Origin of the sequence: Enterococcus sp. DIV0210g, assembly GCF_050559705.1 — a bacterium.
GTDB lineage: Bacteria > Bacillota > Bacilli > Lactobacillales > Enterococcaceae > Enterococcus_B > Enterococcus_B faecalis_A.
The window spans coordinates 1,222,598-1,235,477 of sequence record NZ_CP187903.1 but is presented as its reverse complement, the minus strand read 5'-3'; the positions used below and the strand labels follow the sequence as shown (position 1 = coordinate 1,235,477).

The 12,880-nt window shown below is 40.2% G+C and carries 13 protein-coding genes; 3 read left to right on the top strand and 10 right to left on the bottom strand.

Translation table 11 applies throughout. The features are described from left to right. Positions 1 to 11 precede the first annotated feature (11 nt). From IGI64_RS06035 to IGI64_RS06015, 5 genes are all read right to left on the bottom strand, one after another. A complete protein-coding gene (locus tag IGI64_RS06035; protein ID WP_429939860.1) occupies positions 12 to 698 on the bottom strand; it encodes a CBS domain-containing protein in 687 nt (228 codons plus the stop codon). Continuing rightward, positions 685 to 1,065, bottom strand: a complete 381-nt coding sequence (locus IGI64_RS06030; RefSeq protein ID WP_429939859.1) for a hypothetical protein — start codon at positions 1,063 to 1,065, stop codon at positions 685 to 687. Before IGI64_RS06030 ends, IGI64_RS06035 begins: the two co-directional genes overlap by 14 nt. 166 nt (positions 1,066 to 1,231) lie before the next feature. Further along, the gene (locus tag IGI64_RS06025; RefSeq protein WP_429939858.1) at positions 1,232 to 1,978 is read right to left on the bottom strand and encodes a class I SAM-dependent methyltransferase; all 747 of its coding nucleotides are present in this window, start codon (positions 1,976 to 1,978) and stop codon (positions 1,232 to 1,234) included. Positions 1,979 to 2,084: 106 nt separating this feature from the next. Next, the gene (locus IGI64_RS06020) at positions 2,085 to 2,837 is read right to left on the bottom strand and encodes a Cof-type HAD-IIB family hydrolase (protein WP_430596481.1); all 753 of its coding nucleotides are present in this window, start codon (positions 2,835 to 2,837) and stop codon (positions 2,085 to 2,087) included. Positions 2,838 to 3,028: 191 nt separating this feature from the next. Next, positions 3,029 to 4,699, bottom strand: coding sequence for a formate--tetrahydrofolate ligase (locus tag IGI64_RS06015; RefSeq protein WP_429939856.1), 1,671 nt, complete (start codon positions 4,697 to 4,699; stop codon positions 3,029 to 3,031). Positions 4,700 to 4,880: 181 nt separating this feature from the next. Here IGI64_RS06015 and IGI64_RS06010 point away from each other — a divergent pair, with 181 nt between their 5' ends. Further along, entirely contained in the window at positions 4,881 to 5,081 is a 201-nt protein-coding gene (locus IGI64_RS06010) for a cold shock domain-containing protein (RefSeq protein WP_154213315.1), read from the top strand. Positions 5,082 to 5,133: 52 nt separating this feature from the next. Here the strand turns inward: IGI64_RS06010 and IGI64_RS06005 are convergent, their stop codons facing one another. Then, positions 5,134 to 5,565, bottom strand: coding sequence for an EbsA family protein (locus tag IGI64_RS06005; RefSeq protein WP_016625184.1), 432 nt, complete (start codon positions 5,563 to 5,565; stop codon positions 5,134 to 5,136). Positions 5,566 to 5,630: 65 nt separating this feature from the next. Here IGI64_RS06005 and IGI64_RS06000 point away from each other — a divergent pair, with 65 nt between their 5' ends. Beyond that, positions 5,631 to 6,038 carry a ribonuclease HI family protein gene (locus IGI64_RS06000; RefSeq protein ID WP_429939855.1) on the top strand — a complete coding sequence of 136 codons (408 nt, stop codon included), beginning with the start codon at positions 5,631 to 5,633 and terminating at the stop codon, positions 6,036 to 6,038. A gap of 23 nt (positions 6,039 to 6,061) precedes the next feature. On the opposite strand, the gene IGI64_RS05995 is transcribed toward IGI64_RS06000, so the two are convergent. The 3 genes from IGI64_RS05995 to alaS all read right to left on the bottom strand — a co-directional run bounded on the left by IGI64_RS05995 (position 6,062) and on the right by alaS (position 10,660). Then, positions 6,062 to 7,189, bottom strand: a complete 1,128-nt coding sequence (locus IGI64_RS05995) for a cation diffusion facilitator family transporter (protein ID WP_429939854.1) — start codon at positions 7,187 to 7,189, stop codon at positions 6,062 to 6,064. A gap of 82 nt (positions 7,190 to 7,271) precedes the next feature. Further along, on the bottom strand, positions 7,272 to 7,868 hold the full coding sequence (locus IGI64_RS05990) for an ECF transporter S component (protein WP_016625187.1): 597 nt from the start codon (positions 7,866 to 7,868) through the stop codon (positions 7,272 to 7,274). Between the two features lie 146 nt (positions 7,869 to 8,014). Continuing rightward, positions 8,015 to 10,660 carry an alanine--tRNA ligase gene (gene alaS / locus IGI64_RS05985; protein ID WP_016625188.1) on the bottom strand — a complete coding sequence of 882 codons (2,646 nt, stop codon included), beginning with the start codon at positions 10,658 to 10,660 and terminating at the stop codon, positions 8,015 to 8,017. A gap of 367 nt (positions 10,661 to 11,027) precedes the next feature. On the opposite strand from alaS, the gene IGI64_RS05980 reads away from it, so the two are divergent. Then, positions 11,028 to 11,456, top strand: a complete 429-nt coding sequence (locus IGI64_RS05980; protein ID WP_429939853.1) for a GNAT family N-acetyltransferase — start codon at positions 11,028 to 11,030, stop codon at positions 11,454 to 11,456. Positions 11,457 to 11,526: 70 nt separating this feature from the next. Here the strand turns inward: IGI64_RS05980 and IGI64_RS05975 are convergent, their stop codons facing one another. Next, positions 11,527 to 12,876, bottom strand: coding sequence for a DEAD/DEAH box helicase (locus IGI64_RS05975; protein WP_016625195.1), 1,350 nt, complete (start codon positions 12,874 to 12,876; stop codon positions 11,527 to 11,529). Between the last annotated feature and the right edge of the window lie 4 nt (positions 12,877 to 12,880).

The window sequence follows — 12,880 nt, the reverse complement described above, 5'->3', positions numbered from 1 at the left end:
ATCTCTTTTCTTTATTTAGTATAGATATCTCTTGGACGAATGATTCCTCTCAGGTTGCCGTTTGGATTGCCGTCATCTGTGATCAGGACTGCCTCCAATGTTGCTTGCTCATGGAACATTCTTTCGACTTCAAATACATATGTACTTGCCGATACAAAATGATAATTCGTTTCTTTGCCGTCCTTGATGATCAATTCTTTTGCTGTCCGATTTTCTAAACTGATTTTTCCTTTTTGGCTTTCTTTCGCCAGCCAAAAACCAATGGCGCGCAACGTGATCAGCGCTTCAAATCTGCCTTTGTCATATAAAGGAAATTGCGAATAGCGTTTATCCGCCACGATATCCAAGAAAGTCAGCAATGGTATATTTTTCTCAAATCCTGTGACATGTTTCGCAAAACGCGGCAGCACTTTCTCTGGTCGGATCAAGTCTGTTTCGATTTGCTGGATACGCTGGACTGCCCAATCATTTGGTTCAGCAATCACAAAATCTTCTGAGATCCTTTCGTGGACGATTGCATTGCGGAGCTGAGCCATCTGCAGCAAGTCTTCTTCATTTTGTGCGACCATCAGCTGTTTTTTTCTTGCTAATCGCCGAACAAGTTCTGTAAAGCCCATATTGCGGGTGTTGCCCATTTCTTCCCGCATCCATTTTTCGATACGATTGAAGCTGCTTAAAAAAATCTCAGAATTTTTCATTGGGGTCCTCCTTGATCAAATAAGCTTGTTTGAGTCCGCGAAACAGAAAAAAGAAAAAAAGGATCAGCAAAAGCAAACTTATCACAATATTTCTTATAAATATAGGCAAAAACATCAGAAAAAACAGCAGATAGATTCGGAGCACTTTTGGGTTCATCGTTATTAGATACGCTGTTTTTGGTTCTTCTATGTGATAAACCGGACTTTTTAAAAGATAAAATTTTGCTTGGACGGTAAAATGCGCCTCTACCTCAACTTCTTTCGACTGGTCATTATTCAACCAAAAAGCTGGTTTGCCATTGATCAGCAGTTGAATCGGACTTCCCATCCCATAAAAACCCGTTTGTCTCGTAAATCGAATCTTCATATTTGCCCCTCCTATTATCCTTTAGTATAGAATAAAACACAACCAATAAAAAGAGATTCTAACCAAAGCAGCTGAAAAAATCCCGACAAAAAGACAGGCCGCAAAAGCAGACTTCTTGCTGGGATCATATCATATGGTATTCACTGGTTTCAGAAAGACGTTTCCATCAATGGATTGGTTCAAGGATAAAGAAAACATAACTATAGTACGAACCGTACGTGTCGTAAGTATCTGCTTCAGCAATGCCCATTTTCAACATTTCCTGGACTTCGAGATTATCTGGGTATTTTTGTGCAAATAAAAGTGAGCGTTTTCGAATCTCATCATAGTAGTTCTCTTTCCAAGAAGATTCGGACATGATGAAATGATCTAAAACCTTATAACCGCCTAATTCGCTGGTTTCCAAACGCTGGTTGATCGTTGTTATGTCAGGATAATTTTCCTTCCAATAATGTTCGATCTCTTTTGGGCGCGCCTCTGTCAGCCAACAAAGATCTGAAACAACTAAATGCCCCTCTTCTGATAAAAAATGTTTCCAATACTTCAGCCCTTTTTCAAAACCAATCGTATAGATACTTCCTTCTGACCAAATAAGATCAAAACTTTCAGGCGGAAAATCCAAGGCATCCATTGACAAATTACGTACTGATACACGTTCTCCTACTCCTGCATCCGCAGCCCGAGAGAGCAGCTTATCTAAAAATGGCTGCAGCAAATCAACTGCTGTAACTTTTGCTGCAGTATTTTCAGCCAATACCAGCGTTTGAGCACCCGTTCCGCTGCCAACATCAAGTATACTTTTCTTTTCACGCCAATTAGGGACGCTTTTTAATGCGTTCAATGTCTCTTGATTACTCCCCGGACTTTGACGATCTGCCTCTATATGAAAATCGATGATATAATCCATATTCATCCTTGCTTCCCTGCTTTCTTTTGTTTCTATTGATTTTTTGTCAATTTATTGGAAACAGCTGATCCAGCGTAACTAGTACGCCATCTTCATCATTTGATGGACAAACTTAATCTGCTGCTTCTTTTACATTATCTGGCGCATTCTCCATTGCATAACCTCTGCCGCAATAAGCTAACATCTCAAGGTCATTTCCGCCGTCACCAAAAGACACACACTGTTCAGGCGTGATTCCCCAACGCTGGACTAATCGTTCTAATCCAGATGCTTTATGACAATTTGGAACGATCAAATCGACTGAACCATGACCGCTTCCTGTTGGTACAAGGAAACCATTTAGTTTTTCACGAAATAAATCGCAATACATTTCTGTTTTTTCTACTGGAACAGTTGGCGCAAACTTTAAAATCTTATCTTCTACCTGCGAAAAATCATCAACCCATTTCAATTTATGATAATATTTGTTCGTCAATTCGAAAAACGCATCGCTTACCGTTCCTCGTTCGCAATAGGCACTTTCTAATCCGCACATGACATTTTTCACTTCAGGATGTTCTTTCAGAAGCTCAAGCGTTGCTGTGATTGCCTCTTGAGAAATATCTGCTGAAAAAAGAACGTCTTCTTTGTCTTTTACCAAGGCCCCATTCTCTGCCACAAAACTCAATTCATGATGATAGCCAGGGAAAAGCGAACGCAGTTGATAATATTGATTCCCACTAGCTACAACAAATCGACAGCCTGCCTCATTCATTCGAGATAAAGCTACCTTAAATCTTGGACGGTCATACGTGTAATCCGTTCGTGCAAATGTGCCATCCATATCTACTGCTACTAGCTTGATGTTATACGGGTTTTTCTCCATGTTAGACACTCCAGTTCATTATTATTTAAAACACATCAGAAAACGCTTTCCAATTCAGTATAACATGTATATACAAATTAAACAGTATTTTTTTAAATCAATAATTTTTCCAGATGAAGAACAAAAAAATCCCGGCAAAAAGACAGCTGCGCATGTCTTCTTGCCGAGATTATAGAAAGAGCAGTTATTTTTTAGAACAAACCGGATACTTCTCCATCATTTGTTACATCCATGTTCAATGCAGCCGGTTTTTTCGGCAAACCAGGCATTGTCATCACATCACCTGTCAGTGCAACAAGGAAGCCAGCACCAAGTTTTGGCACAAACTCACGAATCGTTACAGAAAAACCGCTTGGAGCGCCTAATAATGAAGGATCATCTGAAAATGAATATTGGGTTTTCGCCATACAAATCGGCAATTTGTCCCAGCCGTATTTCTCGAATTGGCGGATTTGTGTCTCTGCTTTTTTGCTGAAAATCACTTCTTTTCCCCCATAGATCGTTTGAACGATTGCTGCAGCTTTTTCTTTGATTGTTTGTTCCGATGAATAAAGCGGCTGATAATCAGCTGTTTGGTTGTCTACCAAGTCGATCACTGCTTTTGCCAGATCAATCCCGCCTTCTGGTCCATTTTGCCAGACACTTGTTCTTCTTGCAGGAACACCTAAAGCATCACAAAGCTCTTCAAGAAGCATCATTTCATTTTCTGTGTCCGTCACGAATTCATTGATTGCCACAGCTACAGGAATTTGATATCTTTGCATATTTTCAATGTGTTTTTTCAAGTTCACAAAGCCGTCTTCCAACGCTTTGACATTTTCAGTATCTAGTTGTGTCTTGTCTAAACCGCCGTGCATTTTTAATGCACGGATCGTCGCAACGATGACGATAGCATCGGGTGCTTGTTCCAAATTAGGCACTTTGATGTCTAAGAATTTTTCTCCGCCTAAGTCAGCGCCAAATCCTGCTTCCGTGACGACATATTCACTTAATTTCAGTGCTGTTTTCGTCGCTAAGATACTGTTGCAGCCATGAGCGATATTTGCAAAAGGACCGCCGTGGATAAACGCTGGTGTTTCGAAGATCGTTTGGACCAAGTTTGGCTTAAGTGCATCTTTCAACAACATTGCCAAGGCACCTTCGACTTTCAGATCTCCTGCTGTCACAGGTTCTCTATCGTACGTATATCCTATGACGATTCTTGCCAAACGCTGCTTCAAATCATCGATATCAGAAGCCAGACATAAAATCGCCATAATTTCGCTTGCTACTGTGATATCGAAGCCGTCTTCACGCGGTACACCTTGGATTGGTCCGCCTAGACCCACGATCACTTGGCGCAATTCACGGTCATTCAAGTCAACCACACGTTTCCAAATCACTCTGCGGCTGTCGATCCCAAGCTCGTTTCCTTGATGGATATGGTTATCTAAAAAAGCCGATAATGCATTATTTGCCGTTGTGATAGCGTGCATATCACCTGTAAAATGCAAGTTGATGTCTTCCATCGGCAGTACTTGCGCATAACCTCCGCCAGCTGCTCCGCCTTTGATCCCCATTACAGGTCCCATCGAAGGTTCTCTTAAAGCGATACTGGCTTTTTTAGACAATTTATTTAAAGCATCTCCTAAACCAACTGTTACAGTGGATTTGCCTTCTCCTGCGGGTGTTGGATTGATCGATGTTACTAAAATCAGTTTGCCTCTCGGATGGTTTTCAAGTTCTTTGATTGCAGAAAAATTGATTTTTGCTTTATACTTTCCGTAAAGCTCTAAGTCTTCTTCTTTTAGCCCGATTTTTTCTGCGATATCAATAATCGGTTTTAATTTTGTTTCTTGTGAGATTTGCAGATCGCTTTTCATCAAAACGCCCCTTTATACGAACTTTTTAAGATCTATTTCGTTTTTTGTTAAGATATATCCATTATACATTTTTTTCCGATGAAGAAAAGAAGAATTTACTTGTTTTTTATTTATTTGACGTTGGGAACAATACTCTTTATAATAAAGGCTATCATCAGACTTTAGAAAGGTCGTGAGTGTTTTGGCGCAAGGAACAGTGAAATGGTTCGATAATAAAAAAGGATATGGTTTCATCAATTATGACGACACAGAAGAAATCTTCGTTCACTTTACTGCAATAGAAGAAGAAGGCTTTAAAACATTGGAAGAAAACCAATCCGTTGAATTCGACGTCATCGAGGGAAATCGTGGAACACAAGCGGCTCATGTAAAAAAACTATAAAAAAACAGATTGCGAAGGAGACCCTCCTTTTCAATCTGTTTTTGTTTTGCCCTTAAGCATCTGTTTTTTCAGAAAGACATTTGATTTTGTCCGCATATGCAGATGCTCGCAGTTCACCAATCATTTTTTCTTTTGTTTTCTTTCGCCAGATTGGGACATAGACTTGGGGTGTCGTTTCACCTGCAACAAAGATCTTCAGCTGTTTGTTGCTGAATACAAGTTTTTCAATTGTTTCAAAAGGAAAAAAGCGGTCTTTCCAAAAAAAGAGCCGGTAGATTTTCAATCCTTCTGCTGTAAAACGCCCGCCTCTTCTCGACCCAATCAAAAATAGAAAAAAGAACGCCCCCAATACCAAATTGCTTCCCCAATAAGGTCTGGTATTTTCTAACGCCATAATCAAACTAGCGAACAAGATGATAAATGTAAAAGACCAATAAATAATAAGTTGCGCCGGTTCTGGCTGCCAGCGAATCGTTTTTTTCATCCATTTAACCTCATATTGAATTCTAATGATATAATCATAGCACAACTATTGAAAAAGGAGAACTTATGATACGAGTATACATTGATGCTTCCACAAAAGGCAACCCTGGACCTAGCGGCGGCGGAATCGTTCTTTTAGGTCAGGATCGGCACGAACAGATTGCCATCCCTCTTTCTGACGGAAGCAACCATCAAGCCGAGTTCGAAGTCTTTTTAAAAACTTTAGAATTATTAAAAGAAAAAAAGTTAGAAAAAGAAACGATTCTCTGCTACTCAGACAGTAAAGTCTTAGTGTCTGCGATTGATAAAAACTACACAGCAAATGAACTCTTTTTGCCTTATTTCGAAAAAATCACTGCTTTACTCCCTGATTTTTCGATGCTGATTTTGCAGTGGATACCAGAAAGCAAGAACAAAGGTGCAGACAATCTCGCTCGCCAAGCATTAGCCAAACGCCAAGCAGAGAAAAAATAAAGACATTCGGCCATAATCGCTTTTTAAAGCAAGTAATTATGGTCGAATGTGACATCTAACTGATATGCTCCGATTTTAGCCTCGATTTGCGCCCGCAAAATCCGCAATAATTCTTGATCGTTGAAGGCACATTTTTCTGGAACAACGACATCGAATTGCAGCAAATCATGGTGAATGATTCTAAGATCATGAATCGTCAGTCCTTCTGCTGTCGCTGCAACGATTTCTTTAAGCTTGCTGTACACCTTTCGATACTCTTCATTGTTTACTGCTACTGGATCGATATGGCAAACCAAGTCGACATCCAAAGACTTTAAAAAGTCTTTCTCTATTTGGTCAATGATTTTGTGTGCGTGATTCAAATCCAAACGATCATCGACTTCGATGTGCACAGAAGCAAATGTCTTACTAGGCCCATAATTGTGTACCAGCAGATCATGATACCCTAAGATATCCTTAGAAACATCTAAATGGTGCTCCATTGCTTTAATCTCTTGCACAGTTGGTCGGCTTCCTAATAATTCATAAACAAAATCCTTCAGCATCATCAAACCGCTGTATAAAATATAAATCGCCAAGACAAAACCGATATAACCATCGATCCGCCAGCCCCATAAACGTTCGATCCCAGCTGAAATCAAAACAGTCAGCGTTGTAAACACATCATTATAACTATCTTGTGCCGTTGCTTTCAACGTTTCAGAACCAATCGATTTGGCGATCCTTTGATACATTCTTCCTTGAAAAGCTTTTAAAACGATCGAAAAGACCAAAACAAAAAATACCACTGGTGAGAGACGGATATTTTCTGGATTCAAGATTTTTAAAAAAGATTTTTCTAAAAATTGAAAACCGACATACGAAATAATGATTGAAACAAACAGGCCGCTGATATATTCAAAACGTTCATGACCATACGGATGCTCCTGATCTGCTGGTTTTGCCGCAATCTTGAATCCAACTAATGTCAAAGCTGAAGAAGCCGTATCTGACAAACTATTGATAGCATCAGCCATGATGGAGACACTTCCTGAAAGCAGACCAATCATCAGTTTTGCCGCAAATAAGACCGCATTTGAGATCAATCCTAAAATCCCAGCTAAAATCCCCTTCTTTGCCCGATCTCGTGAATCTTTTTTCTCGTGCTGCATGCTTCACCTCTGTGTTTATTTTTCATGGAAAACCTGCTGGCGTACAGTTGCCTGCAGCACCAGCAGTCTTTTAAAAATCTTTTCATTCTGGTTTCAATGGTGTCGCCGCAAACAGTGCTTTTGCCAACAAAGGAGTAATGATTGCTGCGCCGATTGCTTCTGGAATACCGTTGATTGCTGCGATACCTGCTAATGTTTTCATTAACAGAGAAGCATCTACACCATAAGCTGCGGCAGTTGCATTCGTATAAAAAATCCCCATAAAACCTAAAACAAGAATCGTATTTGTTAAGGAACCTAAAACTGCTGCCACAACTGAACTAATAACGATTGAATGATTTTTTTTATAAAGCCAATAAAAAACCGCACCAGCTACTAAGCCAACCAGTACTCGAGGAACGACCGAAATGATTGGATTGGTAAAAACCAATGTATCAAACGGTGTCGTCGGCATAGCGTACGCGCGGATCATGGTAGCGATCCCCCAAAACAACCCAATCAGCATCCCATCTTTTACACCCAAAACAACTGCAGCTACAATAACTGTGATATGGATGATCGTCAAACTAATAAAACCAAGAGGAATAAATCCTAGCCAAGGGACCATTGTCTGAACGATGATGATTGCCAATAAGACTGCTCGAAGAACTAAACGAAATGTTTTGTTTCTGCTGTTCATTTTCCTCCACCTCCTATCCTTATCAGATAATAATTGAAAAAATTTGTCAATTGATTCGTTTTTATCGCAAATAGATAGGAAAGAGGCTGGTGCATGAGATGACCAGCCTTCTCTACCTTTTATCTTATTTTACGAATAAGCGTGGGTTAGCTGTTTGCTTCGACCCATTTTTTCGCTTCAGCTAATGCGTCTGGGATTCCAGCTGGGTTTTTACCCCCGGCTTGCGCCATATCTGGACGTCCGCCTCCGCCTCCGCCTACTTTTGGTGCGATTGCTTTGATCAAGTCGCCCGCTTTTAATCCTGCTTCGTTCGCGGATGCTGTCATAGCTGCTAACAAGCTTACTTTACCTTCTTGTTCATTTGCAAGAACAAGAATATCCGAAACAGCTTTTTGTTTCCATTGATCTGCTAGTTGACGTAATTGATTCATATCTTTTACGCGTACTTGGGCAGCAACGATTGTTTTTCCGTTGATTGTTTCAGGATCTTTGAAGATATCGCCCGCTTGCTGGTTCGCTAATTTGCTTGCCAAGCGTTCATTTTCTTTCAGTGCTTCTCTTAATTGCTGCTGCACTTGTTCTGTTTTGGCTGCAACTTCTTTCAATTGAGGTGATTTCACGATTGCAGCTACTTCTTTTAATTGTTTTTCTTCTTGTTCCAGTAATTCGTAAGCTTCTTTGCTTGTTACAGCTTCGATACGTCTTACACCAGCACCGATTCCTGATTCAGAAACGATTTTGAAGATACCGATGTTTTCTGTATTTGCAACATGTGTCCCACCGCAAAGTTCGATTGACCAGTCGCCAATGTTTACCACACGGACTTCTTTGCCGTATTTTTCACCGAACAATGCCATCGCACCCATGTTTTTCGCTGTGTCGATGTCTGTTTCAACTGTTACGACTGGGATAGCTTCCCAGATTTTTTCATTCACAATACGTTCCATTTGTGCCAATTCATCTGCTGTGATTTGACCAAAATGAGTGAAGTCGAAACGCAAGTGTCCAGGAGCAACTAATGATCCCGCTTGGTTTGCATGTTCGCCTAGTACTTCTTTCAGTGCTTTGTGCAGCAAGTGAGTCGCTGTATGGTTTTTGATGATTCGATTACGCATACGTTTGTCGATCACAAGATGGTATACTGCGCCTTCTTTCATTTCTTGACGAATTTCAGCAAAATGCATGAATTGTCCATTTGGTGCTTTTTGGACATTGTTGATTTCTGCAATGATTTCTTGGTTTTCGTCCAGAATCCATCCTTGATCAGCTACTTGCCCACCCATTTCTGCATAGAAAGGTGTTTCTTTGAAGAATAGTTGTGCTTGTCCTTCTGTTACCTCGCTCAATACGTTATCGTTTTGGACGATTACAAGTAATTCGCTGTCACATTCTTCTTTTTCATAGCCGACAAATGTGCTTTCAACTTTGATATCTGTAAGTAAAGCAGATTGGACACCCATAGATTTCTCCGTGCTTCGAGCGGAACGGGCACGTGTTCGTTGTGCTTCCATTTCTTTTTCGAATCCTTCGTGGTCCACTGTCAATCCTTCATCTTCAGCGACTTCTTCTGTCAATTCAACTGGGAATCCGTACGTATCATAAAGTTTGAAAATGTCTTTTCCAGCAAGTGTGGTTTCATTTTTTTCTTTCACGTCTGCAATCACTTGTGTCAAGATATCAAGACCTTCGTTGATTGTTTCATGGAAACGCTCTTCTTCTGTACGTACGACTTTTTCGATAAATTCTTTTTGTTGCAAGACTTCTGGATAGTAGCTGACCATGATGTTGCCGACTACTGGTACTAATTTGTATAAGAATGCTTGATTGATGCCTAACTTTTTACCATGCATTACTGCACGACGAAGCAAACGGCGCAAGACATAGCCGCGTCCTTCATTTGAAGGTAATGCGTCGTCTCCGATAGCAAATGCCAATGCGCGAATATGATCGGCAATTACCTTATAAGAGATATCTGTCAATGGTGTTTCGCCATATTTGACTTGTCCGCTCATTTTTTCTACTTCGCGAATAATTGGTAAGAATAAGTCTGTCTCGAAGTTTGTTGGTGCATCTTGGACGATAGAAACCATTCGTTCTAAGCCCATGCCCGTATCAATGTTTTTATGCGGTAATGGTTCAAATGTATCATCTGGTTTGTGGTTGAATTCAGAGAAAACAAGGTTCCAGATTTCTAGATAACGTTCATTTTCACCACCAGGATAATTTTCAGGATCATCCTCTGCTAAATCATTATACGCTTCGCCGCGGTCGTAAAAAATCTCTGTATCCGGTCCGCTTGGTCCAGCACCAATATCCCAAAAGTTGTCTTCGATTTCGACGATATGGTCTTCTGGCAGTCCAACTTCCTCACGCCAGATACGTTTTGCTTCAGTATCTTTTGGATAAACTGTCACATATAATTTTTCTGGGTCAAAAGCCATCCATTCTGGAGATGTCAAAAATTCCCATGCCCAGTGGATTGCTTCTTTTTTGAAGTAATCACCGATTGAGAAGTTTCCAAGCATTTCAAACATTGTATGGTGTCGTGCTGTTTTGCCGACATTTTCAATATCGTTTGTACGGATCGATTTTTGGGCGTTTGTGATACGCGGATTTTCTGGAACAACTGATCCGTCAAAATATTTTTTCAATGTTGCCACACCTGAATTGATCCATAACAATGTTGGGTCATTTACAGGTACTAATGAAGCACTGGGTTCCACAGAATGTCCTTTTGATTTGAAAAAATCTAGAAACATCTGGCGGACTTGTGCACTTGATAATTCTTTCATTTGTTTACCCTCTTTCTTTTCCTTCTAAAATAAAAAAAACACCCTTGCAGCCAAGGACGAAAACTCGCGGTACCACCTTGGTTGCAATGATGTTCGATCATTACCTCTTCAACTCGATAACGCTGAGATGCGTTGGCATTTCTACCAAAAAACAAATAGGGAGCGATTTGACCGATGAGTGTTCTTTTTTCAGCCTCGAAAGAACTTTCTGTAAAACATGGGGATCAAACCATGGCCTTTTGTACTTCATTAGTATACGCATTCTGGTTTCCGGTGTCAATATCTGTTCTGAAGTTGTTTCTCATTTTTGGAAGATGTGGTAGGCTGAGTAAGAATAGCCAAAATAAATGAAAGCAGGATGGTTGGAATGGACTTATTATTTGGTCATACACCGTTGATTAAAGGCGCGTGTTTTTATCTCCGTTATGAGGTCTTCGTTCTTGAACAAAAAATAGCTCCCTCGTTGGAGTTTGACGATTTAGATGAATCAGATGTCCCTTACTTTGTTTTGATGGAAAAAAATCAACCTATTGCTGCAATGCGTTATCTGCATAAAGATGAAGTCAGCATCCAACCTGACCGCTTTTGTGTCTCAAAAACCTACCGCAAAAAAGGTGTTGGAAGCCGATTGCTAGCTGCAGCAGAAAAACAAGGTTTAAAAGATGACCACAGCCGTTCCTTTGTCATTGCAGAAGTTAGCGCACAAGTCTTTTATGAAAAAAACGGCTACCAAGTGATTTCAGAACCTTATTTAGAAGACAGTATTTGGTGTGTCAGTATGGAAAAAAGATTGTAAAAGCCACCTTAACATCAACAAAAAAAGCAGGGACATCCATCGTCCCCGCTTTTTTTGATAACTCGGTATTTTAAGAATTTGAATTCTTTTTGTTTTTCCGTGCTGTTCTTGTTTGCTGTCTGCGTTCGACTTTACGCTTTTGCTTGTTGGTATCTGCAATGGCACGGTCGATTTTCTTTTTGTAGCCTGGTTTGATTTTTTTCTTTTTCTTCTTCACTAACCCAATCAATGTAGGATCTAACACATCTTTGGATTTCTCACGTTTTGCACGGCGATTTCGGTCGTACGTATCAACGATTTCTTCTTTTTTGATTTCTTTTGGTTCAAAAGTCACGCCCATTTTTTCGATCGCATCGATTGCCTGCTCATCTTTTGGTTCGTATAAAGTGATCGCTGTTCCTTTCAATCCGTTACGTCCAGTTCTTCCGACACGGTGGACAAAGAAATCCAAGTCTTCTGGGATCTCTGCATTGATTACGTGTGATACGCCTTCGATATCGATTCCGCGTGCAGCTAAATCTGTCGCAACGACATATTGATATTCAAGGTTTTGGACTTGGCGCATGACTCTCTTTCTTTCACGCGGTGTGATGTCGCCATGGATCTTAGCAACTTTCAAGCCTTGTTTTTTTAAATATTCAGCAATTTCATCCACTCGTTGTTTTGTGTTGGCAAAAACGATTGCTAAGTAAGGATGTCCAACAGTCAGCAATTGATGGATCAGCTTGTTCTTATCTTTTCCTTTAGTAGAAATCAGCCAATTTTCGATATCTTCTGAAATCACTGCTTTTGGTTTGATTTCTTCCATGATTGGATTTTCCAGATATTTACGCATAAATGGACGCAATTTTTCTGGGATCGTTGCTGAGAACACAAGAAATTGGACTTTTTCTGGTAATCTGGCAGCGATTTGGTCTACTTCACTCAAGAATCCCATATCTAACGTCATATCTGCTTCATCCACGACAAAAGCAAATGCTGTATGGATCTTCAATGCTTGTTCGTTCATCATATCCAAGATACGCCCTGGTGTTCCAATGACTACATGGGGCTGCTGATGTGCTAGACGGTCAAGTTGGCGTTTCTTGTCTGTGCCTCCAACAAAATTCGTTACACGGATCTCAGGGTCGGAAAATTTTGCGATTTGGATTGCCGCTTGGTAGATTTGAGCAGCAAGCTCTCTACTTGGTGCAGTAATCACTACTTGTACTTCTTCTTTTTCTGCATTGATTTTATCAAATAACGGAAGTAAGAATGTATGTGTTTTTCCTGAACCTGTTTGTGACTGCCCGATGATATTTTTTCCTTTTGCAACTAAGGGTATCAGTCGTTCTTGGACTTCTGTTGGTTGTTTGAATCCTTTATCAGCAATTGCTTCATTGATAAATGATTTAAAGTTGAATTGTTCAAATGTATGCATTCAA